Origin of the sequence: Staphylococcus coagulans (assembly GCF_022557135.1) — a bacterium.
GTDB lineage: Bacteria > Bacillota > Bacilli > Staphylococcales > Staphylococcaceae > Staphylococcus > Staphylococcus coagulans.
Genome location: NZ_CP092966.1, coordinates 293,926 through 319,580, shown reverse-complemented (window position 1 = coordinate 319,580; position 25,655 = coordinate 293,926). Strand labels below are relative to the sequence as shown.

At 35.9% G+C, this 25,655-nt stretch carries 21 protein-coding genes; 5 read left to right on the top strand and 16 right to left on the bottom strand.

Features of this window, described 5'->3' with window-relative positions; translation table 11 throughout:
- Together KM149_RS01390 and KM149_RS01385 are read right to left on the bottom strand one after the other, a co-directional pair.
- On the bottom strand, positions 1–2,219 hold a 2,219-nt coding region (locus KM149_RS01390), incomplete at its 3' end, for an Ig-like domain-containing protein (protein WP_241415479.1).
- Positions 2,220–2,839: 620 nt separating this feature from the next.
- Positions 2,840–3,160: an HTH domain-containing protein gene (locus tag KM149_RS01385; protein WP_214971391.1), complete on the bottom strand. Its 321-nt coding sequence runs from the start codon at positions 3,158–3,160 to the stop codon at positions 2,840–2,842.
- 363 nt (positions 3,161–3,523) lie between these two features.
- Here KM149_RS01385 and ssuE point away from each other — a divergent pair, with 363 nt between their 5' ends.
- The gene (ssuE, locus tag KM149_RS01380) at positions 3,524–4,072 is read left to right on the top strand and encodes an NADPH-dependent FMN reductase (RefSeq protein WP_214971394.1); all 549 of its coding nucleotides are present in this window, start codon (positions 3,524–3,526) and stop codon (positions 4,070–4,072) included.
- 147 nt (positions 4,073–4,219) lie between these two features.
- Here ssuE and KM149_RS01375 read toward each other — a convergent pair whose 3' ends face one another.
- On the bottom strand, positions 4,220–5,896 hold the full coding sequence (locus KM149_RS01375) for an SdrD B-like domain-containing protein (RefSeq protein WP_214971398.1): 1,677 nt from the start codon (positions 5,894–5,896) through the stop codon (positions 4,220–4,222).
- Positions 5,897–6,305: 409 nt separating this feature from the next.
- Between KM149_RS01375 and KM149_RS01370 the strand changes: the two genes are divergently transcribed.
- Positions 6,306–6,401, top strand: coding sequence for a YSIRK-type signal peptide-containing protein (locus KM149_RS01370; protein WP_214971401.1), 96 nt, complete (start codon positions 6,306–6,308; stop codon positions 6,399–6,401).
- Positions 6,402–6,858: 457 nt separating this feature from the next.
- Here KM149_RS01370 and KM149_RS01365 read toward each other — a convergent pair whose 3' ends face one another.
- The 5 genes from KM149_RS01365 to KM149_RS01345 form a co-directional block, all read right to left on the bottom strand.
- Positions 6,859–8,400 carry an SdrD B-like domain-containing protein gene (locus KM149_RS01365; protein ID WP_241415575.1) on the bottom strand — a complete coding sequence of 514 codons (1,542 nt, stop codon included), beginning with the start codon at positions 8,398–8,400 and terminating at the stop codon, positions 6,859–6,861.
- A 731-nt stretch (positions 8,401–9,131) separates the two neighbouring features.
- On the bottom strand, positions 9,132–9,914 hold the full coding sequence (locus KM149_RS01360; protein WP_214971407.1) for an arylamine N-acetyltransferase family protein: 783 nt from the start codon (positions 9,912–9,914) through the stop codon (positions 9,132–9,134).
- 100 nt (positions 9,915–10,014) lie between these two features.
- Positions 10,015–10,572, bottom strand: a complete 558-nt coding sequence (locus KM149_RS01355; RefSeq protein WP_214971410.1) for an isochorismatase family protein — start codon at positions 10,570–10,572, stop codon at positions 10,015–10,017.
- Between the two features lie 14 nt (positions 10,573–10,586).
- Positions 10,587–11,162 (bottom strand): TetR/AcrR family transcriptional regulator, encoded by a 576-nt coding sequence (locus KM149_RS01350; RefSeq protein ID WP_165546192.1) that lies wholly within the window; start codon positions 11,160–11,162, stop codon positions 10,587–10,589.
- 18 nt (positions 11,163–11,180) lie between these two features.
- Entirely contained in the window at positions 11,181–11,972 is a 792-nt protein-coding gene (locus tag KM149_RS01345) for an arylamine N-acetyltransferase family protein (RefSeq protein ID WP_214971413.1), read from the bottom strand.
- Between the two features lie 118 nt (positions 11,973–12,090).
- On the opposite strand from KM149_RS01345, the gene KM149_RS01340 reads away from it, so the two are divergent.
- From KM149_RS01340 to KM149_RS01330, 3 genes are all read left to right on the top strand, one after another.
- A complete protein-coding gene (locus tag KM149_RS01340; protein ID WP_216342111.1) occupies positions 12,091–13,494 on the top strand; it encodes a DHA2 family efflux MFS transporter permease subunit in 1,404 nt (467 codons plus the stop codon).
- A 19-nt stretch (positions 13,495–13,513) separates the two neighbouring features.
- Positions 13,514–13,873 carry a DoxX family protein gene (locus KM149_RS01335; RefSeq protein WP_060829301.1) on the top strand — a complete coding sequence of 120 codons (360 nt, stop codon included), beginning with the start codon at positions 13,514–13,516 and terminating at the stop codon, positions 13,871–13,873.
- 194 nt (positions 13,874–14,067) lie between these two features.
- Positions 14,068–15,033 (top strand): amidohydrolase family protein, encoded by a 966-nt coding sequence (locus KM149_RS01330; RefSeq protein WP_182281065.1) that lies wholly within the window; start codon positions 14,068–14,070, stop codon positions 15,031–15,033.
- Positions 15,034–15,304: 271 nt separating this feature from the next.
- Here KM149_RS01330 and merA read toward each other — a convergent pair whose 3' ends face one another.
- The 8 genes from merA to KM149_RS01290 form a co-directional block, all read right to left on the bottom strand.
- Positions 15,305–16,630, bottom strand: a complete 1,326-nt coding sequence (merA, locus tag KM149_RS01325; RefSeq protein WP_215021630.1) for a hypothiocyanous acid reductase MerA — start codon at positions 16,628–16,630, stop codon at positions 15,305–15,307.
- Between the two features lie 235 nt (positions 16,631–16,865).
- Complete coding sequence (locus tag KM149_RS01320) at positions 16,866–18,482, bottom strand: xylulokinase (protein WP_241415478.1); 1,617 nt, start codon at positions 18,480–18,482, stop codon at positions 16,866–16,868.
- 165 nt (positions 18,483–18,647) lie between these two features.
- The gene (locus KM149_RS01315) at positions 18,648–19,997 is read right to left on the bottom strand and encodes a nucleoside recognition domain-containing protein (RefSeq protein WP_241415477.1); all 1,350 of its coding nucleotides are present in this window, start codon (positions 19,995–19,997) and stop codon (positions 18,648–18,650) included.
- Positions 19,991–21,103, bottom strand: a complete 1,113-nt coding sequence (locus tag KM149_RS01310; protein ID WP_165546186.1) for an NAD(P)/FAD-dependent oxidoreductase — start codon at positions 21,101–21,103, stop codon at positions 19,991–19,993. Before KM149_RS01310 ends, KM149_RS01315 begins: the two co-directional genes overlap by 7 nt.
- Before the next feature lie 180 nt (positions 21,104–21,283).
- Positions 21,284–22,441, bottom strand: coding sequence for an aminotransferase class I/II-fold pyridoxal phosphate-dependent enzyme (locus tag KM149_RS01305; RefSeq protein ID WP_165546185.1), 1,158 nt, complete (start codon positions 22,439–22,441; stop codon positions 21,284–21,286).
- A gap of 29 nt (positions 22,442–22,470) precedes the next feature.
- Positions 22,471–23,880: a sodium:solute symporter family protein gene (locus KM149_RS01300; RefSeq protein ID WP_050345071.1), complete on the bottom strand. Its 1,410-nt coding sequence runs from the start codon at positions 23,878–23,880 to the stop codon at positions 22,471–22,473.
- An 845-nt stretch (positions 23,881–24,725) separates the two neighbouring features.
- Complete coding sequence (locus KM149_RS01295) at positions 24,726–25,172, bottom strand: Dps family protein (RefSeq protein WP_050329793.1); 447 nt, start codon at positions 25,170–25,172, stop codon at positions 24,726–24,728.
- 124 nt (positions 25,173–25,296) lie between these two features.
- Positions 25,297–25,623 (bottom strand): hypothetical protein, encoded by a 327-nt coding sequence (locus KM149_RS01290; RefSeq protein WP_050345070.1) that lies wholly within the window; start codon positions 25,621–25,623, stop codon positions 25,297–25,299.
- Between the last annotated feature and the right edge of the window lie 32 nt (positions 25,624–25,655).

Below are 25,655 nucleotides of genomic sequence, written 5' to 3'. Positions count from 1 at the left end.
TCGCTTAACGATTCGCTTTCAGAAATCGATTGACTCTCGCTCAATGATTCGCTCTCTGAGATGGATTCACTCTCACTTATTGATTCACTTTCCGAAATAGATTGACTTTCGCTAATTGACTCACTTTCCGAAATGGATTGACTCTCGCTCGATGATTCACTCTCTGAAATCGATTGGCTTTCACTCAATGATTCACTTTCCGAAATGGATTGACTCTCACTGATCGACTCACTAATTGACTGACTCTCTGAAACTGATTGACTTTCACTTTCCGAAACTGACTGACTTTCTGAAACCGATTGACTTTCACTAATAGATTGGCTTTCATAAACATCGCCTAGCGCCGTTGATTTATCATTTCTAGTAGAGTAATTGTTGTTATGATAATAAGGTGTTTTTTTATTGTTTATATCCATTGTATTTAGAATATAATTAACTGAACCCTTTTCAACATTTTTACTATCATCTATATTAGCTACTTGTTGTACAATATAACTTTTCCCATTCCACAGATTAATTCCAAAATCTACATTAGCTGTAGTGTTATTATTGCTATACTGGATTTTAAATTGATTAGTGACATCTTTTAAGTTTCTCACATCTGGTGAAAAGCTATCCACAAATTGGTTAGTATTACTTACTTCATATATTCTAAAATTATTTTTAGATGGGTCGAATTTATAACCATTTAAATCAACTTGCATACTAGCACGATAAATAGTTTTCTTACTACCGTTTTGATTAATGTACGTTGTCATCTTTCTACTGCCATCTAAATCAATGTACTCAGTACTCGATATTATAGGTGACTGCTTTTTATTACCATAATCCACGATAATATCTTCACTATATTTTTGATTTGCAATTGTTACTTCCATTGGATAAGCAGTTTTATCTGTCGTTGCATTCTCTTTTCTAGAAAATGCATTCATTTCAAAACTACCTTTTATATTTTGATATTTATCTACATAATCAGTAAAAGTGTATGTGATAGTGTTTGTATTTTTGTCGTAGTTCCCTGTTGCTACTAGTTTTTTATCCTTATCATATAAAAAATGGTAAGGTCTAGGCAAATTCAAGCCACCTGGTCGTATATTTTGACCGAATTTAATTGTAAATTGATCACCTTTTTTGATACTATCATCTAAATCATAGTCTGCTTTTAGTTTTAATACTGATGAAGAAGTTGCCCAAAACTCTTCTTTACCAGTTTTAGGGTTGGTGTGTGGTGGTGCAATCGCAATATCAATATTAGATACTTTCACTTTATCATTAACATTTTTATTAACATCAGTTAAAGCTGCAGCTCTAAAAAAGCTAACCGATCTCATTCTTGTATTTAATCGATTACTTGTTGTTTCCCTCAAGGATGCTTTTGGTGTCTTGAGACCTTTTTCATTGCTATTACTTGTACCATTGTTTAATAAATCAAGAGTTGACACAGCATTTGTATCGGCTGATTTTATTTTATTTAATTTAGGCTGTTTTGATAAATTTCTTTCTACATTTAATTCATCACTGTTATTCTTTTCAACCCAGTCAGTTTCCTTACTGTTTTTCTTATCTACGATTTGTTTTGTTTCACCCATTTGTACTTCTGGAGCTTTTCTAACTGTTGGTTTAGGTCCAGTTTCTCCTTGAGTACTTTCGATTTCATTCTGTATAGTAGACGTTTCAGGTGCATAAGCTGTATTATCATTAGGCTTTTCTAAAGAATTTTTTACCTCAGGCTCATTACTCATTTGGCTCTGTGATTTTTCTGTTTGCTTTTCTTTGTTCTGAATTACGATATCAGTTTCTTTTCCTCTATTTTGTACAGCACGATGTTTATTTTCTTCTGATTCATAATCAGGAGTTTCAATAACTTTTTCTTCTTTATTATTTAAAGTTTTTGGGTTATGACTTTCAACTTTTTCTTCTGGTACCTCTGTAGCGCTCATTGGCTCATTTTCTTCATTCAATGATTCTGTCGTTTTTTCTATTTCTTTTTCTGAAATCGGAATTTTTTGATTATTTTCAATTCCTTCATTTACACTTGAATCACTATTTGGTTCTTCCACAATTACGTTTTCATTTCTTTGAGTTTCTGATGCACTAACTTCTTTTTGATTAATTCCAAGTATTAAAGTAGAACCAACTAAAACAGATGCAATACCCACAGTAAATTTTCTAATAGAGAATTTATTAAGCCTGTTAGGTAAAAAATCAAACTTTTTCATTTAATCCCTCCAATTATTTTCCATAACTAAATAATAGCACAATTAAATATTGTGTAGTATTAATTTTTCTTTAAGTTTTTATTGTTTAAGAAATTATATTTAAAATAATCTTTTTATTAAATAACTATAGATTGCAAAAGCTACGTTATTATATAATATTCGATTTAGCTTGTGCTTATTTGTAAAAAATATACTTATGAACAACCTATTTAGGTTTAAAACGCGTAGTTTACTTATGTCATTTGTCAGGTTAGCATGTTTACATTTAATTTAGAGTATACAAATTTATAAAATATATCATTTTATGGCGGTATGATTAAAGAGATAACAGCTAAAATTTTAGCCATACAATTTACTAGTATGCAGCACATTATATTTCGAAGAATTAAATTATATCGGAGTATAGCGAAGTGTTTGGGTTAATATTTTTATTAATTTTATAAATTGTCTGCAATATGGCTCTTTGAGAATCGTCCTTTTCTCACTAAATTGATCTTAAAGCTATAATTTTGTTTTAAATTAAAGAACAATCTTAATATCACTTTATTCGAAGTGTTTTCCTAACTATATTTAAGTCTTGTCATTTTTATATTACATTTAAAACATATTTTATTAGACCTCTAAATTTTATTGTTAATTTTAAATTTACTCATTTCAAATTTACTGCAACACTTTTGGTTAAGATGATTATAATATGTATTGCATTTTATTTTTTGAATATCAGCATTTAAGTAATAGCTATCACTTTCATTATTGTATATTATTGGATCATCTACTATTAGCCAATCTTCACTTTCGTGAATATAACTACGAATAAGTGAAATGTCTCGCTGTATTGTTCTACTGCTTACCCCCCATTCTTGAGCTAAATTCGCTTTATTTATCTTTCTTCCTAAGGCAAGATCGGTGTATATTGACAATAATCGATAAGGTTGATTCATATGCTCCTCCTCATGACATACTCTCATTGTAATAAAAAGGGTAGACATAATATGTCATTAATTACACATTTTTTATAAATATTACATATAGAATTTTGTAATCCCTTACTATAGCATTTTTATAAAATAATAATATATTATAAATAGTTTATTGCCATAAGTTTATAATTATTCAAATATTTATGTTGACAATGTTATTAAAATTAAAAAACTCAGTTATTAAAATAATGAAGGTTTTGGAGAATCAGTTAAAAATATACATTAATGTTAAATGAGGAAATGTTATACTTGTGGTATGAATCGTGGTTAATACAAAATTTTCACGGTTAAGTCTTTGTGAAATTAAATAAAGGGGGACTTTAAATGTCAAAAGTAACGATTATTGCAGGTGGTCATAAGGTGGCATCTCGATTGACAGGTGTTATTGACTATACAGAGCAGTTTCTTAATCAAAGAGGAATAGAGACAGAAGTCATTCAAGTGCATCAATTAGATGCTAAAGCATTAATCACAGCTGATTTTACAAGTGAATCGGTTACTGCAACACATCAATCAATCGAAAACTCAGACGGTATCGTCATCGTCTCGCCAGTATTTAAAGCAGCTTATTCAGGGATTTTGAAAACATATTTAGATTTATTACCACGTGGTGCTTTTACAGGTAAAACTGTTTTACCTCTAGCCGTTGGTGGCTCATTTGCACACACACTTGCGATGCAGTATAGTTTGGATCCTGTCATTAAAGAGTTAGGTGCGGATACAATTCATAAAGGTCGTTTTATTCTTGATCAGCATATTTCTTATGTTGAGGAGGGTCATTACGTCTTTGATCAAGAAGCAGAGGCATCTTTAACAAAAGTACTTAAAAAATTTGTAAACGATGAATCACACGTAAAGGATTCATTGTCATAAATTGCACATAAAAGTGCGGGACAGAAATCTGATTGACTTCATCGTCCCGCTTTAATAAAGATAACTAGGATGAATAGGTTATTTATAAAATGGATGGGTTGAGATGATTAAATGTCTCAACCCATTCTAATTTTGATGTTATTTTAATTATTCTTTATTCGCTCTTTTGGGACGTCTCACAACAGCAAACAGTGTGCCTAAACTGATTAAAAGTGAACCCCACAATGTTGTGTCGGTTTCTTCCTTACCTGTGTTTGGTAATGTGCGTTGCGGATTGACTTTTTTATCAGTTTTTTCTGTTTCACTTGGCACTAGCGGTTGTGAAGGAATCACGATTTCTTTATCTCTTGGCTGTTGTATGTCATGTCCCGGCGCTTCTGGTAATGCAGGGATAAGTTCTTTTGGTTTTGCTGAGTCTTCTGGTGCTTTCGGTAGTGATGGCACGAGTTCCTTAGGTTTAATAGGTTTTTCTGGCGTTTTCGGTTGCTCTGGTGTCTGTTCTTTTGGATCCATAGGCTTTTCTGGTACTTTTGGTGCTGGTTTTTCTGGATGTTCTGGTTGTTTTGGTTGTTCAGGTGCTTTAGGTTCTTCCGGCTTTTTCGGTTCCTCTGGCGCAGGTGGTGCTGGATGCGTTCTAAAGAAACCACTATCAATTGTTAAATTATCACCATCTTTGATATCAACAACTGAACTTATGTAATTAGAATCTAAATCTTGTGTGACATTCGGTGCACGGTCAATCGTTGGTTCGTATCCTTTTGGTGTTTCAAAAAGTACTGAATATCTTCCATTCTTAATATGATTGAAAACGTAGTGACCTTGCGCATCTGTTACTGTACGACCGACTTCCTCTTCTTTATCATTTAAAATAATAACAGTTACGCCAGCAATACCTGGTTCGCCTACATCTTGTTTACCATTTTTATTGATATCTTCCCATACAAAATCGCCTATTTTGTAGGTTTTTTCTGCTTCATTTGATTTTTTGAAAATACCAAAATCCGCATTCAAGTCATCTTTATCTGTAATATCTACGAGTGTCACTCTACCATTTGAATCATTTTCAGGTGTTGTTTGATGTTCATGTATGCGTGTAGGTGTATAGCCTTCAGGGGTGTGGAATTGTATAAGATAAGCCCCTTTTTTGACACCAGTAAAAATATATTCACCGTTGCCATTTGTATGAACGGTTTGTAATAATTGTCGATTCTTGTCTCTCAACTCTACTTTCACATTTGCGACACCTGGCTCACCTGCGTCCTGTTTGCCATTTTTATTGACATCTTCCCAAACTCGATCACCAATACGGAAGTTTTCAGCTTTTTCTACTTCAGGTTTTGAAGAATGCGCTTCTTTTTCATGTGTGTTTGTAGATGGTTGATGTGCAACGACTTGGCTGTTAGATTGAGAAACCACATTGTTATCAACAACTGCATGTTCTTTTTCTGGCTCAATGTCACGATTTTTAGCTTGATTTTGTGATTGAACTTCATTTGAAGTCGCGTCTGCTTGTTTTTGATCAATTTGTTGTGCTTGTGGCTTTATTTCTGAAACGAATTGTGATGGTGCATCCTTTTCTAATTGTTGAGATGCTACTACTACTTGAGAGTTTTCTTCTACTTTTGATGTATCCGTATTTTCTACAGCGACATGCTGTACCGCCTCTTTCGTTTCGCTTTCAGCTGCTTGTGCATCATTTTGAGCACCGAAAACTAAAATTGCGCCTACAACTAGTGACGCTGTGCCAACTGTACTTTTGCGAATACCATAACGGTTGTGTTTACTTTCTAGATGTTTGCTTTTGATACGCTTTTTGTTTTCCACTTATATCACTGCTCCTAATAATTAATGGCGAAATTCATTTCATTTAAATAAATATGATTGGTCAATTTAAGAATGATTTTATTTAAGATAATTTAATTATACATTCTATTTTTGATATTTCATTAGAATAATAAAAAGTTAAGATTCTTATAATTTGGTGCCATTGAAGAGGCTTGTTTTTGCTCGTTTTTATTGTTATAACAATGAAATTATTAACTTAAAGTTAATAATTATAAAATGGGATAAGGCGATAAAAGAGTAAAATTATAATGGAGATTTTTATAATATATATTTATTTTATTAGAGTATTAACATTCTATTTTAAAATGCTATATAAAGTGCATATATTTAATACCTATATTGTATTTTGAAATAGGTAAACACCATCATTAAAAGGAGTTTAATAGATATGGAAAAGATTCAATCATTTAGTATTCGAAAATTCAGCATTGGGGTAGGCTCTATCGTTTTAACAAGCACGTTATTGACGTCAGAGCATGTTTAGCCGATGAAGCACCATTTTTATCATCACAATCAAATGATGTAAGTGAAACAATTCTCAAATAGGTCATTAATCAGCTGAAAAACATTCAAGTGAAGCTTCAACAATCAAAACTTTACCTCAAATAGATAAAAGTGAATCACTTTTCAGTACAACTTTATTAGGAAGATTAACTATTGCCTTTGGAGGTTATTTAGTTAACCATCAAAAAACTCAAACTAATTCATTATCAATTAAAAAGTCATTACTAATACCCTATACTTATACTTACACGCGGATCTAATCAATCCGTTCGCTTAACATGGATGGTTCGAATTGAGGACAAGTAAGTGTTCCCCTCAGTTGAGTCATCTACTGTCATACATCACTTAAAAAACTCACATTAATCTAAATATGAAAAAACCTACTCTTATTTCTTCATCAAAAAACAGGCAACGTTAGTTACCTGCTTTCTCTATATTTATTTTCTTCCCGAACGTTGTCCAATTGTAAAAAGAATACCAATCGCAAGTAATAGTAATCCCCAAAATGATTTCGGTGTCCGTTTCATGCCGGTTTCAGGTAGAGCACGTTTGTGTGGGTGCTTATGATTGTCCTTATGTTGATGACTATCCTTTTGATGTTTATTCTTATGTTTCTCTGCTGTAGACTCTAACTCTTTTACGAATGTACGTGCATCTTTTTCCGAAGGGATCACATACGAATTTTTAGATGATGGTTCTTGTACAGACATATTCATAAGTCTATACGAAACGTGCGCTGTATCTATTTCTTCAGGTGTCACACCCTTGTGAGATTCCGGATTTTTAGTTTTTGAGCTTTCTGTTTGTTGTGGTGTCTCTTGTTCTTGTGGTGTTGGATTCTCTGGTTGTTTGGGCGCTTCTGTTTCTGTTGGACTCTCTGGGTGTTTTGGCACTTCTGATTCTTGTGGTGTCGATGCCTTTGGTTTATTAGGCATTTCCCGCTCTTGTGGTGTTGGATTCTCCGGCGTTTGTGGCTTTAGCACTGGTGGAACTTGCTGATTTGGCTTTTCAGTTTTGGTATCTGTATTAGATTCAGATAAAGTTAGATCTTTATAGAGCGCAAAATCAAAACTTAAGTCATCTTTATTGTTAATATCCACAAGGTCGATTCGCGTATTCGAGTCATTTTCAGTTGTGGTTCCTCTCGCAAATGCGATTGTCGGTGTATAACCTTTAGGAATGTCAAAAAAGATATAATAACGGCCGTTTGGCATGTCTGTAAATACATAACGACCATTAGGATCTGTATATGTTTCTTTTAATGTCTCTTTATTTTTATCTGTTAATCTTACTTTTACGTTGGCAACGCCCGGCTCACCCTTATCTTGCTTACCATTACGGTTAAGATCTTCCCAAACTTGATTACCAATTCGGTAAGGTTTGCCTTTTACGTCGTCATCTTGACTCCCACTTTTATTGATAGCGCTCTTTGCACGCTGACCAATCTGAGTAACATTGGTTTTAGACATTTGTGATGCAGTGCGTGCTGAAGGGAAATGATTCGTATATTTTTGTTCAACATCTTGAGGCTGATTTTGTGTCACTAACGAATCAGGCTGGCGCATTTCGGGTTGCCTATGATTCGTTGCTTCGGACATTTGTGGTGCTGATATAGGTGCTTGAAGCACTTGAGATTGAGGCTTTGAGATTTGTGTCTTTTGATTATCACTTGCTTGTTTACCCGACACATCGCCTTGTTTTAGCGATGTTGCTCTGGGTGTGCGCGTTTCCGCATTTGGCAATGTTTGCTTCTGATTTTCTGGTATTGAATCACTATTTTCTTTAGTTTGGTCGCCAGTAGATGCTATTTGTGTTTCACGTTCAACTGGCACGTTGGGCATTTCTGCAGCTTCAGCATCATGTGTATGTAGTCCCAACAATAATATTGAACCCATGCATAATGTCGTTATTGCGAAAGTTTTTCTACCGATATGATTTTGATTGCGTTTATTTGGCCTGTCAAAAAATTTCTCATTCACCAAAATAAACACCTCCCCAATTCCTCATTATTTTTAAATTTGCATTTGTATAATAGTAAAGTATCGCTTCAAACTTCATACTGCCATAGAGAAAACAAATTCAAATTGAAAAGTATTTCAATCTTTTTATATCGATCCTCTTCTTAATTAATACTGCTATGACAACGAACAACAAACTCAGACAAAATTATTTTTACTCCTTTAGTATATAATTTTTTCAAAATAAAAAACTAAACGATTTGAGTATGCGGATTATTTTATTATGGTCTTAAAATTTTTTCAATCTTTTATATTTCAGTTTAAAAGTGTGTTTCACTTTGTTGTATGATTAAAAAATGTATTTTTATGTGAAAATCCTTGCACGCTTAAGGTTCACATTTCCTCTTATCAATTGAGAAAACCTCTCCTTAAATATGCATTTGCCTAATGCTTTCTATGTACAACTTATGCTTCAAAAGCATAAGATGATGTGTATCAACCTTAAATGAAACGCTTCTTAAAATATCCATAGATACCTGTAAAAGTTGAAAATGACAACGATTTTAGCGTTTATTTTTTGAAGTACAACCTATTACATTTACAATCAAATTCATTTTCTACTCAAAATCACTCGTAGATTGTACTGTACATTTGTACAATGAAGCGCAATGTCTCCCCATTTAGTCACGTTAGCAAATGACGTATTAAAAAAAGCCGTCACCTCTTATCTAAGATAGAAGTGACGACATCCTTTATTGTTCTAAGGCTGGAATCGTAGTCTCAATATTAAAGTATTGTTTTAATAACGCTTGATAGTTGATAGGTGTGACATCAATTTGTTGTTTTTGCCCATTTTTAATGATATTGACATGATTTTCTGTCATTGTGATATGACCGTTATCAGTTTTTTTATTAATGAGCAAATGATGTTTAAAATTATATTGTGGATTAAAAACCGTATAATCAAAATCTCTCATAAAATCGATTAAAGCTCGTGGCTCACGCTTAAAATTCAATAGGTCCATCCAATTTTCTTTAGCTTGCTTTGTTGTCTGAACGTAATAACTTTGAGAATCACCATCGTAAATAATACGATAAAAGTCGTCTTCATCTTCAACCACTTCACCAGTCAATGGAATAGGCTGACTCGGAAAATGACCAAATCCGGTATCTGCCAAATAATGCTGATGATCGATAGTAACGATATTTGTTAAATGCGTCGCCCGCTTCTTCCAATCTCGTTTAGGGGGTTTCACATACCCAGCAACCATTATCGTATCAAAGCCTCGTGCTGTCAGATAAGCGTTTGTGACGACATTATTTTCATAACATAAACCGCCACGATGTTTTTTTGTAAATTTATCAATATTCGTTTGCACATCTGTTGAAATCGTTCTTCCATTATAAATATCAATCGCTTCAAACGGAATTGTATATAAAAATTTTCGGATATATGATGTTAAATCTTCAAGGGTGTTCCCTTCTTTTTCTGAGGCTGTGAGTCCAATGTGCGATTCCAATGCTTCAAAATTCATTGACAAAACCTCTCTTTATCTCTCATTGATTAGTGCACGAAACAACACTGATTCACCTATCTACAGTCCTATGACATATGAAACACAACTATATGTTTGTTTAAGACAACTGATCCAAAAAAGCTTGGGTTGTCATTGTTTGTCCCATCACTGGGAAAGTATAGTTAACAGAAAAATCATGCAGATGTTCAGCCGGTGCTGTCATCATATCTGTTAAAAAGTATTGATTATAACCGTACTGATAAGCGTCTCGTGCTGTTGTATCAACACCCATATGCGTAGAAATGCCACCAATGACTACCGTATCAATGCCACGGCGTCTCAACTGTAAATCTAAATCCGTTCCAAAAAAGCCACTAAAATGTCTTTTCGTTACGACGTAATCTCCTTCACGATAATCCAATTGCTCTGGGAAATCAGAAAAAGTAGGATCAGATTCGTCAGGCAGTTGCACCATCGCATTCGGTTGAAGTTTGTCTTTACCATCGTAAAAAGCCACATGTACAAAAGCAATAAAGCCATTATGCGCACGGAATTGTTCAATCACTTGATTCGCATGGTTCACTACCGATTCAGTTGAATGCGGTGCACCGTCTAAAGCGACAATCCCTTTTTGTATATCTACTAAAATTAACGCTGTTTTTTTAAAGTCTATCATTTAAAAGCCTCCATTTATTTTAAATATATTTTGAGTAATTTCTCTAAATACGCTTCTCTTGTATAACCGCGTGTAAATCGTTCATACATATAAATGTCTGAAGAAAAAGCGTTGAATAACATATCCAACTTCAATTCTATGTTTTCAATATTTCTAGATTTTTCAATCTCTTGTTGTATAATGCGGTACAAGTCACCATAAAAAGGTGCAGCATTTGTCGCATTCGCTTTTAAGCCGTTCTTTTCAATAAAGCTCAGTAATTTTAAATTGCGCTCTTTCAAATCTAAAAAAATGGCTAGTGCACCATAAATCCTTTTATGCAATGGTGCATCTTCATTTTGTGACAAAAAATGTTCAATTTCTATGAACATATCATCGATTTGGTCATCGATCACTGCTCGACATAGCATCGATTTACTATCAAAATGACGATATAATGTCCCTACGCCTACGTTTGCTTCCTTTGCAATCGCCGACATACTGATAGATTTGATATCATCATTTTCGCCAATCATTTTTGTTGCTGTTTCTAATATCATTTTCTCGTTTCTACGTGCGTCTAAACGTTTTGTCGTCTCTTTGCTTGTCATATGCAACACACCTTTGTCTTATTCTTCTGTATCTTGCTCCAAACGTGATACAGTAACGTCTAATCCAAAGTATTTTTTCAAAATTGCTTTGTAATTTACGGATGTCACATCGTGTTTTTCTTTCTTGCCTTCTTTTGAAATCGTTAAATTTTCGTGAGACATTGTTGCTCTACCGTATGGCTTAGGCATTGTGACAATAAGTCGTTTGACGAATACAGAATTAGGATTGGTTTGATTGTATTCGATGTTGTCAGAAAAATAGTCTAAATCGCGTGCTTGTGGCTCTGCTTCGTATTTCGTTTGCCATTCTTCATCGACCCATTTTTGAACTTGAATAGTGTCATCAATATATACTGCACGATAAGTACCTCCAATATCTTCCACAATATCTGAACCGTCATGTGTGACATGAAGGGCATCTGCAGGTAAATCTCCAAAGCCTACATCAGCAACGTAACTTTCACCTTCTATTTCTACAATCAATGACATATGCGTCCCAAATCGACTCCGACCGCCATTAGGTGTATGAATCGTTGCACCTACAAAATGCGTATCAAAGCCTTTTTCTTCGAGATAAGCACCAAAGAATGTATTGTTTTCATAACAATACCCACCACGATTACGCTTGATGAGCTTGTCATACAAATCGTCCAATTCTGTTGAAATACGAACACCATTTTGGACATCCAAATTTTCAAACGGGACATGATACATAAATTGTCGTGTATAGTAATTGAGCGCTTCAACACGACCTTTGAATTGTTTTTGTTCATTGATTTCTAATTTCTTCTCTATATTTTGTATATCCATAATGGCCTCCTTATTTTTTATGCCTCTAATATTAAATGGAATTTGCAAATTTGACAAATGGAATGCATTCCGCTTAAAATAAGTGATAGTCAATTCCGTTTAGAAAGAGGTGACGTATATGTCGGATAGGGCTACTTCGAACGATTCGATGCAACATCATATTCCTGCAATCGCAATGATGATGATTGGTGCTTTTATTGCAGTACTCAATCAAACTTTAATGACGACTGTGATTCCTAAAATAATGGAGGAATTTCGTCTTACAAGTGGCACTGCACAATGGTTAACGACCATCTTCATGCTTGTAAACGGGATTATGATTCCGATAACCGCTTATCTTACACAGCGTTTTTCATTAAGACGGTTATTCTTTACAGCTATGCTGTTATTCGTCGTGGGTTCCTTATTATGTATGCTCGCGCCTAACTTCACATTACTTTTAGTAGGTCGGGCGATTCAAGCAATGGGTGCAGGGATTTTGATGCCACTGACACAAATGTTTTTATTCCTTGTCTTTCCATTAGAAAAACGCGGTATGGCCATGGGGCTTTTCGGATTAGTCATTGGTTTTGCGCCAGCAATCGGGCCTACTGCTGCAGGTTGGTTTGTTACTGCATTTGATTGGCGCTATTTATTTTTAATCATACTCATCATTTCAGTGATTGATTTATTATTCGGTTATTTTAAAATGATGAATCTGACTGAATTATCCAAACCGAAACTTGATATTTTATCCGTGATATTATCAACGGTTGGATTTGGCGGTTTATTATTCGGCTTTAGTTCAGCCAGTCAATTTGGATGGGGCAATCCTATCATTTATTTAACACTTCTCGTAGCCGTCGTGACATTGGTCACTTTTGTTATGAGACAGCTTAAATTAGAGACACCTATGCTTGAAATACGTGTGTTTCAATATCGGGCTTTTACGATACCAATTAGTTTAGTCATTCTGATGTTTTTGATATTTATCGGGACATTGACAATACTTCCAATCTATATGCAGACGATGCGTGGCTTAACGCCGCTTCAATCCGGTCTCATTTTACTCCCGGGTGGTCTGGTGATGGGGCTCCTTTCACCTGTGACAGGTAAATTGTATGACATCATTGGCGGACGCATTCTCGCAGTGAGTGGGATGACGCTTATTTTTATCGGCACATTGCTTCTCTCGTTTTTAAATGCAGAATCATCTATCACTTATATCGTCTTATCATTTTTAGTGATGATGTTGGGTAACTCTGGCATTATGGTGCCAATGACAACTGAAGCACTTAATGCTCTACCAAGAGAACTCATCCCGCATGGGACTGCAATGAATAACACGTTACGTCAAATTTCTGCTGCGATTGGAACGGGGTTACTGGTTACGTTACTAACACAACTCGCTATGGGACATGGAGGTAGCACTGTTGCCAGTCACATTTTTGGATTGCAATGGACGTATAAAGTGGTTGCATTTCTAAGCTTAATTGGGACACTCATTGCCCTTCGTGTATCAAAAAAAGAATCATCAAATTAAAAAATTAGGAGGTTGTATGATGTTATTAAATCATGCGATTAACGCTTACGTTGCAAAGGATATTATTAAAAGTGGTTTGCCAAAAGTGAGAAATGATGAAGCAATGGCAACACAATTTAAAGAAGCATTTAATATAAACAAAAACTTGATGCAAATTGCTGGGGTATTTGAAATTGTAGGTTCTATCTTATTATTAACTTCTACATTTGGTAAAGCAGGTGTGAAATTTGTACGTCTCGGTGCTGTAATGATTAATCTCATTATGAGCGTTGCAATGTACCAACACATTAAAGCCGGTCACGGTTATAAAGCAACACAATCTGCTGGTAAATATTTCCTATTAAATACGTTAACACTGATTGATACTTTCAAAAAGTAAAATATGCGATTGTTATTCTACTTTATTGGGTAAATGTATGTTATGTGGGTATAATTACAATACCTTACACCTTAGTTAGTATACATGACGTCTAAGAAGCCATGTAAAATAAGACACTGACGCTTCGACAATCGTTTTGAGAAATTCGATTCTCAACGATACATTGTAAATTTGAAATGGAGATGATTGTGAGCATGACTAATATAAAAGCAATTGATACGCATGCACACTTATGGAGTGAAGCTTACTTAGAGCGTTTAGGCAAACTCGGCAGTCAAGGTACAGAGGTTGCAAAAGGGATTAACCAATCCGACTCAGAAGAAGACTTAAAAAAACGTTTTAAAATGATGGATGATGCGGGAGTTGAAAAACAAATCATTTCAGCCACACCGCAATCGCCACAGTGGGGAAATCAAGAAGAAGCCAAAGTTTCGGCAGAAATGATTAATGGATTGTATGAATCACTCGTACAAAAATATCCAGAACGTTTTTTAGCATATGGCGCCGTGTCACTTCCCTATATCAATCAAGCCATTGAAGAAGCTAAAGCGCTATTAGCTAAAGATGAATTTATAGGCATTGCCATTCCGACACTCGTCAAAGATAAAGTGTCTGTTGCTGATTTACAATTCGAACCTTTTTTCAAAGCAATGAATGACCAACATGCGACACTTTACGTTCATCCTACGGGTTGCGGTGCTCAATCACCAATGGTCAATGATTTCCAATTACATTGGGTCATCGGCGCTCCTTTAGAAGCGACTTTTGTGGCATTGCATTTACTCAAAAACAATATTCCACAAAAATATCCTAACATTAAATTTCATATTTCACATTTAGGAGGGGCGTTGCCTTTCTTTATGCAACGTATTGAAGATAACTACGAAGACTGGAATGCTTTTGAAACAAGTCCTTGGGAAATCTTAAATCGTCAATTTTACTTTGATACAGCCAATTTTCATGGGCCTTCATTAATCAACACGATTGAAACCTTTGGTGCTGAGCGCTTAATGATGGGAAGCGACTTTCCATATTTCCAAGATAAAAAATATACACGTGCGGTAGACTATATTAAAAACAGCGGTATTGAAGCTGATAAAATTGATGGTATTCTTCGTGGCAACGCAGTCGAATTCTTTGAAATCAATCGTCAAGAATAAACAATTTTAAAGTATAACACGAAAACGCTGCTTTTCTTGTCATCTCATATAAGGTCACTGAGAGATAGATCCCAAAATAAATATAGCGCTAAGATGATTTTTACTAGAAAATCATCTTAGCGCTTCCTTTTTATGATAAAACTTCGTACGATATGACTTTGCTTTCCGAGGGGGTCACAGTCCCTAAACAATCACGTTCAAGAAGGCAAAGTTATCAAAAATTTTATGTCCCGCATCCTTTTTTATATTTATTTTCTATCATTGAACTGAATTACAGATTAAACAAGTCATTCAATGCTTCAGCCATTGTTGGATGCGTATACATTTGATCTCTCAAAACGGTGTAAGGGAGTTTTTGATCCATGGCTAATTTAATAAGATTGATTAATTCTTCTGACTGTAAGCCATATAATGTGGCTCCTAAAATTTGTTGACTTTGTTTATCTACAACGGTCTTAAATATGCCTCGTGCGTCATTATTAATCTTATGACGAGGCAGCGTATTAACCGCAACAGTGTTTTCCAGAATCTCTTTCCCTTTTTGGCGCGCTTGTTCAGCCGTCATTCCCACACGAGCAAGAGGCGGATCGATAAAAACAGTATAAGGCACATTACCACGTTGTGCCGTTGTGCGCGAACCGTCGCCAAAGAGTTGAGACTTTATAATTCTAAAATCGTCTAACGAAATATAAGTAAATTGCATATCGCCATTGACGTCACCAATTGCGTATATGTGATCAATCGTAGTTTGTCGCTTCTCATTCACTACAATCTCACCACGTTCTCCCAATTGTACGCCGACAGCTTCAAGGTTTAAATGCGCCGTATTCGGTTTTCGACCTGTCGCAATTAACACAGCTTCTGCTTCAAAGTCACCCTGATTTGTTTTTACGATTGTTGTTTTGTCTTGGTCAACGATTGCTTCTGTCTCAACTTGATAAACAAAATGAATCCCTTTTTGTGTCAAATCATGTTCTACTTGTGTTGCAACTTCTGAATCTTCTCGACCTAAAATATGATGTTCTTTTGCTAATACGGTTACTTCAGTCCCGAAATTAGCAAAAATCGATGCAAATTCAAGTGCGATATAACCACCACCTATAATAACAAGGCGTTTGGGCTGAGTCGTAAGGTTCATGATCCCTTTAGAGTCAAACACACGTTCAGAAGTATGGATACCTTCAATTGGTGGCATGATGGGTGTTGCCCCTGTATTTACAACAATATTTGTGCCTGTTATACGCTGAACGGTTCTTCCTTCTGTATCCAACAAATTAATTTCTTTATCTGTTTCAAACTTGGCCGTTAAATTAATCACATCAATTGTTGGCTCATCTGCTAGCATATGATAATTTTTTTGGTTCAGCCCTTCTACGACATTTTGTTTACGATGCATACTTTCTACAAATGAAGCAGATGTTAAGCCGTCATGTACTAGAACTTTTGAAGGGATGCAACCGACATTAATACAAGTCCCTCCGTACATTTCAGCAGATTGCTCAACGACTGCCACTTTTTGTCCTTGTTGTGCAGCAAACTTCGCTAAAGTTTTGCCGCCTTTACCAAAGCCAATAATGATTAAATCGTAGTTATTCATAAAAATCACTCCAATTTCATATTGATTGATACAACTTTCTATAGAAAACAACAAAAATCTTGTTGAATACTCTCAATAAATACGATTTCAAAAAATATTCTATCTAAATTAAATATATTTACTAAATACCACATTTATCAGAATCCCAACCTTATCTTTGTTGCTACATCCAATGGGGTGTGTTCGTTTTAAATTGTTGAAAGAGACCGTTCTTTTCTGGACCAACGCGATCGATTTAATGGTTATTAAATTTTGTTTTAGAATGCTTTTTGTTGAGATCTCGTTCAAGTGTTAAATATTTTTCAAAGCGCTGAATATACGCTTTAAAACTTTCAATATCTTGGGGTTGCGGTGACCACGTAGACGTATACAAGTTATCTGTAAAAATCGTGTTTAAATAATCATCTAAGGTCATGTGGTTTTCTAATACGTAACGCGCTAAAACTGCGATTCCCCACGCGCCTCCCTCATTGGCTGTCTCCATAACAGTGATTGGCGTTTCTAAAGCAGCAGCTAAATAGCGCTGAACAACATTTTTAGTTTTAAAAATACCCCCATGACCAGTCATACGATCAAGCGCAATATTTTCTTGTTTTTTTAATCGATCCACACCGATTTTCAACGTACTGAGCGCGCTATAAATATGTGTTTTCATAAAGTTAGCAAGTGTCAATTCACGTTCTTCTAAACGCATAAACAGTGGAAAGCCTTGTTTGATATCAGTAATAAATTCACCCGAAACATAACCGTACGATAACAACTGACCTAAATCGTCATCCCCTTGTGTCGCCTGTTCAAACAGTCGCGTCCACAGGGTTTCTTTATCATACGAGACACCCATAATTTGGAAAACTTCTTCAAATAGATGCATCCATTGATTGATATCTGACGTACAATTATTCGCATGAATCATCGCGACCTCGTCTCCAGCTGGTGTCATTACAATATCCACATCTGGATCTACTTGCTTTAAGGGTTGTTCGAGGACAATCATCGAAAATATACTCGTTCCTGCCGACACATTTCCAGTCTTAGGTGCGATGCTATTTGTCGCAATCATCCCTGTTCCTGCATCACCTTCAGGCGGACACATCACACATCCCGCTTCTAAAAAACCATCAGGATCCAATCGTTTGGCACCTGTAGCGGTTAATAGACCCGCACGCTCATCCGCTTGATAGACTTTCGGTAAAATCGACTCAATAGACTGAGAAAAACCTTGTCCCTCCATCAATGTATCAAATTGTGCCATTAAATCTTTTCGATATGTATGTTGTTGCGCATCGATGGGAAACATACCAGATGCATCGCCTATCCCTAATGCTTTTTCACCTGTTAATTGCCAATGGACATAACCGGATAACGTTGTCAGATAGGCCACATCTTTCACATGCGCTTCTCCATTGCAGACACACTGATAGTATTGTGCAATACTCCAACGTTCTGGAACATTGAACTGAAATTGATGTGTTAACTTTGCACCTGCTTCTCGTGCATAATTATTTTGCCACGTACGAAAAGGAACTAATAATCCCCCCTCTTGATCAAAAGCTAAGTAACCGTGCATCATCCCACTGATGCCAAGAGCCGCAAGCTTTTTCAAACGGATGCGATACCGATCATATATTTCCTGGGACATACGGTGATAACTTTCTTGCAAGCCACGCCATACTTCATCGAGCGATAAAGACCAGTAGCCTGCATTCAACTGTTGCGTCCATTCATAACTTCCCTTTGCGATTGACCGTGTCGAATTATCAATCGCAACTGCTTTGATACGAGTTGAACCGAGTTCGATTCCTACTGTGATGTCGCCTTTCTCTATCGCCTCACGAATGTCTGTATCCACCATCAAATCACCTCATTTGTTCATTGCATTACGCTTTCATTTTATGATGCAGCCGCTCACACCGTCAATCTTCACTGACTACAAGTCAAAAGTGATATCGCAATAAAAAAAGAACAAAAGCGACATCCATGAAGATTCGGATGACGACTTTTGTTCTCTATGCCTATATTATAAAATGGATGTCCATTGTAAAACTACAAAAGTGATAATCCCTAATAAAGCAATACAACATACCGATGTTGCCATTTGTCTCAAAATCATCTTGCCACCTTCTCGAAGACCCAGTTGGCGCATTACCATAGTCATTGTTACAGAACAAGCCGTAAATGTTGAACTGAAAAAGACGAGTAATAGCACTTGCCATGCGGAAAGACTTTGTACCACACTACCGCCACCCATGTTAAAAAGGAGCATTCCATCTTTACGGATCATCGAAAATAATATACCAACCGATAAGTCATGCGGAATATGTAATAACATTAAGATCGGTACAAATATTTTTGAGATCATTGTCAAAATAGGTGTAAGTGCTAGTGTACTTGCGATTAAACAAATCCCAATAAATATCGGCATCGCTTGGAAAATAAACATTTTTACCGTTTCCCACATTTGCGAACCTACATTTTTAAAATCTGGCCATTGTATTTTTTGACCTACTGCTACACTATAAGGAATAAACGGTATTTCATCTCGATACCAAATTTTGTTGTGGATGACACCTCCGATAAATACGAGCATTAAGTATGGCGCAAACAACCACGAGTGATGTGAAACATTGAATATCGATAATGTCGCACCGATTTGATAACTACATGAGGAACCAAAACTAATCAGACTCATACATTTTGATCGCGTACATGCACGACATTGATGACCGGCTTGAACGATTGCCGCTGCATTACAGCCGAATCCTTCTAAAACAGGAATAATATCTGTACCATCTAAACCCATTTTTTCCATCGTCGGTGAAATCGACCAAATCATATACTGTTTAATATGACTCTGTTCAATAAGTGCTGTAGAAAAACTCAACAAAATCACTACAGGCAATGCCCACACGAGCGAATATGTCCCTAAAGATAAAACACCATAGTCTCCAAATAACAACGCTTGCACAATACTTTGTTGAAAGAGATCATGTTGAGAGACGCGCTCAATCCATGGTGCAATATACTCATTTTGAAGCCAATCTGAAAAATGATAGGCGATATAAACTGGAAATGCAAACATGAAAAAGATAGCGAGCCAACCTATCAGACTTTGATACCATTGTGGGCGTCGATTTTCACGGGCTTGCATAAATTCTTGCAAATGTGTGACCACATGCTTCGTCTCATCAGACGTATGCATGACACTTTCGTTCAAAGAGAGATTTAATTTATGCTTTACAATATACTGTCTCAATTGTTGTTGGTCTAATCGTCCAAGATGATTAAAACCTTTAACGACAAACGCATGTGTCGCCTCAGGAATCTCTGGCATTTGATTTTTCTTAAAATCATAAACAACGGTTAACATGAACAATTCACACCACAACAACTGTAATCATCTAAATACATTTGATTCGCTTTATATTCTTCAACGATGTCTGGATTCACGTGCAATCCTTCACGTTGCATGATGGCATGAGTTAAAACAGCAAAACGCGCTCTGAATTTGTAAATATAGCATAAAATTGCATCCGCATGACGAACTGTTGCGCCAATTAAAAAGACATTAGGATAGCGCGTTGATTCATCTAAATCAGTGAGGCTGACTTCACCCTCATTCACAGTAAACAGTTGTTGAATCAGTGGGTTGCGTGTAACATCAAATCCTGTCGCGATAATAGGTTCTGTTTGACTATAGACAACCTCTCCATTCGTAAAGAGAATCGCATATTGACCGTCTCGGAAATCAATAGCATCCGCTTGGTAATGCACCTTCATTGTAATAGAAGCACCTTCTTGGACCGCTTTTCTTAAACGCTGTTGTGTATATGGAGAAAGTCGAATACTCGGATCTGCTTCTTCTGCGTTAAATCCTGTTGAGTGCGTATAAATCGTAACTTCCGCCCCTTGTTGTGCCAAGTGAATGGCTGCATCAAAGGCGCTTTCGTTCCCACCGATAATCGTAAAGGCTTTTCCGGGTAATTCTGTAAAATCTGTCACTTCGCTATAATGAATCCCATGTTCAAATGGTTGATTTGGAAAAGCAAAGTCTCCTGTGGCGATAAATAAATAATCTGCAGTAAACATACCTTGAGAGGTTTCGAGTTCATAGACACCATCGACCAGATTCACCGCATGCACATGTGTCTCTGTTTGAACCTCAATCTCATAATGCCGAGCCACTACTTCTAAATATTCTGCATATGTTTCGCCTGATAGATGTTCTTCATTAAATGTAAAGGCCGGAGAAGTATCTTTACCTATCGCATTCATATCAGGCATGCCAAAGCCATTTGTTGTAAATGAAGGTGTAATCGTACGCGTTGATTTTGGCCAGTTTTTAAATGAATGTCCGATTGTACCACTCTCTATGACACAGACATCATCCAATTGAAATGTTTTCATCGTTACAGCCATACCTATACCTGCTGCACCTGCACCAATGATGATCACACGTCGATGTTGTTTGCTCATCACAATCCCTCTTTTCAAATCGAAATAATTACGATTTATAATTATATCTCTTCTTTAATGAGAATGCAATGTGAACAACCTGACATGATTCACCCTGTCGTAGCAGAGTTCAGCTTGAACATAAAAAAGGCTTTGCAATTACCCTTTCGAAAAAGGATGCAAAGCCTTAGTTGAATAGACTTACTTCTCATAATGACTTATAAAGTGCTCTAATCGATCACACGCTTCTTTAATGGTCTCCATATCACATGCAAAGGAAAGTCTAACGTATCCTTCCGCATAATCAGAAAATGATTTCCCAGGTACAATGGCCAGTTGCTCCGTTTCTAACAATTGATTACAAAAACGGAAAGAATCTGAATCATAAGCAGAAACATCAGGGAAAATATAAAATGTCCCTTGTGGAAGCGTTACAGGTAATCCCATATCAACTAAGCGTGCATAAATATAATCACGTCGCTCACGATAGGCTGCGTTCATTTTCTGTATATCTTTATCCCCTTCTTTTAAAGCACGTATTGCACCGTATTGACTCGGCGTTGCGACACAAATAGAATTATACAAATGCACTGTAGTTACTTCTTCAATCAACTCAGGTGTCGATAACACATAACCAACACGTGCACCTGTCATCGCATGCGACTTAGATAAACCATTAACAACAAAAAGCTGTTCCCTAATTTCAGGAAATTCCATAAACGAATGGTGACGTCCCTCAAACACATTTTCACTGTATATCTCATCTGTAATAATAAAAACAGATGTCTCTTTTAATACCTCAACGAGTGCACGGATTTGCGCATAACTCAAAGTCATACCCGTAGGATTCGTCGGATAGTTAAACATAACCGCTTTTGTTTTCGGTGTAATAGCTGCTTTGATTGCATCTGCCGTCGGTACAAATCCTGTGTGAGACGTGTCAATCCATTTGACCTCTGCCCCTTGCAGTTTAACAATCGGTTCGTACCCTAAATAAGTCGGCCCAGGCAAGATTACTTCATCTCCGGGATTCAATATTGTTCTAAGTACATCGTCAATACCTTCTGATGCACCGTTTGTAACGACGATTTCTGTCTCAGGATTATACTTTACACCAAATCGTGACGCGTTGTATTCGGATATCGCCTTTCTCAGCTCGATTAATCCCTTGTTATGTGTGTATTTGAGTTGCCCCGCCTGTATCGCTTCCACCATCGCTTCTTGCACATAGGAAGCAACAGGAAAATCGGATTGTCCAAGTGTTAAATCTAAACAATTCGGATACTGATCTACTCTATTCGCAAATTGTCTCGTTCCCGGTACTTCAATATCTTGAATATGATTATTTAATAAATACATTGCCACACGCCCCTTACGTTATCAATCTATCATGTTGCTTGACGTCCGTTTTTTCCTCTATCATATCGACCTTTTTTCGAATCAAAATATGATACAACTATCAATATTATAGCATTGATGACTATGGCGTAAAATATCGTCGCCGTGGATTGTGGACCCACAATGAAAATTGAAAGTAAAATGAACACCACACTCGCAATAATGGCTGAGAAAGCAGCTTTTGGCGTTAGCCACTTAATAAATAAGCCTAACACGACCGGCATAAACATGCCTCCTGTCAAAATCGCATAAGCGATATCAATGGCAACAAGCACTTCTTTAACCCATATTGAAATAACAATCGCAATGACAGCTAAACAAAGTGTGGTTACCCTTGTTAATCCTAAAAATTGATGATCTTCCAAATTTTTAAATACATACGGTTTCAACAAATCATTTGAAATAATCGTGGCTGACGCTAATAAAGTTCCTGATGCTGTGGACATGATTGCTGCAATGAGTGCCGCAAACACAATCCCTAACAGACCTGCTGGCAATGTTTCGAAAGCCATATGCGCAAAAACATTTTGTGTATTTTGAATATGTGGAAATAAAACGTACGCACACATACCGATAATGACCATCACAATAGAATAGAGCGCACTATATACACCAACTAAAAGGCCCGATGTTTTAGAAATACGTTTCGTCTTCCCCGTAAAGAAACGCTGCCAAATATCTTGTCCTACCATTACCCCTAATGTATACGTAATAAAATAGTTCGCAATTTCACCGAAACCAATATTAAAAAAGCTCAAATGTGAGGCGGGCATGTTTTCAAATAATGAAGAGAAACCACCGACACTGTATAAACTCATAGGTAACATGATTAAAAACATACCGATAGTCATCACAAGAAATTGAATCACATCAGTAATTGATAATGTCCACATACCACCTAAAATCGTATAGACAAATACAATGCTTCCTCCAACGAGAATGGAAGTAAACAGACTCCAATGAAAGATTTGAGAAACAACGGTCCCCATTGCAATCACTTGTGTTACACAAATCATCAAAGTATACATCGCTGTCACGATTGCACCAATAATACGGACACGATGACCAAATAATCGATAAAGTAGTTCACTAATCGTAATCACTTTTAAATCCATAATACGATCCAATAAAAATAGACCAAAAATGGTAATCCCAACACCTAAAGCAAAAACAAACCAAAACCCCGACAAACCGACTTCATAACCAAGTTGTGACGAACCAATTGTTGAAGAGCCTCCTAAAAAGACTGCCGTCAAACAACCAAACAACATAAACAAACCTAAATTACGGTCAGCAACCATATACTTTTCAGAGGATTTCGCTTTTAATACTCCTAAAATACCTATCGTAATCAATGCAGCAAAATATACAATAAATACTATAAAATCAATTGTCCCCATCTTTTTCAACTCTCTTTGTTTTAATGACAACATGTGGCAGTCTAAACAAGCAAAATAGCAGAGAACCTTTGAAATAGAATAGGCTTCTCTCTTAAATCACGCACTTTTCAAAGTGAACAATATAATGATTTGAAGATTCTGAATATTTAAAGGTTCTATTTTACTTTTAAGAATCCTACCTACATGTCATTAACATTTTGATAGCTATGCCTTAAACACGGCAATCAGTCTCAAATGATAACTCATCATTTGATCCCTCAGCTCGCCCTGTTATTTATCCTTTCCCTTATTGGAATCATATTAAGCTTTTTGAGCAGTATTGATATCATTTCCTACTATTGTGACGCTACTTATTTAATACGATAAATCATTTATCTCACATCATTCATTATCGTTAATGCTAACTTCTATGTTTGATTGTTGATAGACTTTACCTTCTTCCCCCTAGATAACAAGGCATCATCTATCAAATAGCGCCTTTAAAGCAATTAAAGTAAATTAAAAAAATAGGCGTCCTTTTGACTTTTTAGGGTATTCGCTTATAGATTATAAATCTTAATCTCTTGGTCCAAGTCGGTGAGTGGTCGTTAATTCAAGAATCCTTTGCTACATTTGTGATTATGGTCATCTTTGCCATAAGAATCGCTTATAACATTATAAAAAAACACTTTCCGATAAGCATGAAGCTTAGAAACCACTTACCTCTATCGAACTTCATTATCCTCTCCAGTTTTAAGGTGTTTCTCAAATACATCACAAATACAATAAGAGCCAAACCTCCTATTATCAGGGAAGTTTGGCTCTCTCTTTCACTGCACTTCTCATGCGTGCAATTCAAATTGCTTTTAACCGATATATGCTTTTAACATCCAAATGTTGTGTTCTAATTCAGTCGCAATTTCAATAAACATATCCGCTGAACGATCGTCGCCAGCTTCTTCTGCGTTACGTTGTGCGACTTTCAATTCTTTTACAATTGTTTCGAAGTCTGTTGCTAATTGCGCTACCATTTTTTCTGCGCTAATTCCGTACTCAGCTTCTTCAATACTAGATACTTCTAAAACTTCGCTCATTTTACCCACTGGGTTACCTTCTAATGCCAATGCACGTTCTGCAATTTCGTCCACATAAACTGCAACTTTATTATAAAGTTCTTCAAACTTTTCGTGCAATGCGAAGAAGTTATGTCCTTTTACATACCAGTGATAGTTGTGAATTTTAGTCCATAATACAGTGAAGTTTGATAATTGTAAGTTTAAGTCTTCAACTACTTGTTTTTTGTCTTGAGCCATTGAAAAACAGCACCTTTCTCGTTTTAGTTTAGTTTTTTATAAAATCACTCACTTATTTAAATAACCTTTATTATACGGTTTAAACATCGTCCGTCCAAAGTTCATGACTTTGTCATTCATCGTTCTAGGATATTTTCGTGTGTAAATAATCTGACATTGCTTTCACATCATCAGCGTTACATTCTTTTAAAGTAAATACGCCATAATCAAATGTAATTTTTAATTCATGTTCGTCCGATTCAATCTCTTTAATTTCATTGAACTGAATATTACGATAATAAAATTGCCCATCCATATCCACATTCAATATTAATCTTTCATTCGTTGCCACATATGCTGCATCATAAATTTTTGTCATATCTTTAACTGTGTATGGCATTTTACCTAATACAGAAGTTTCAACACGTTCAGTAGGAAACAAATCATCAGGATTAATCTTATCTAATATCATGTCATAACCTCTCATTAAAAAATAGCTTACAA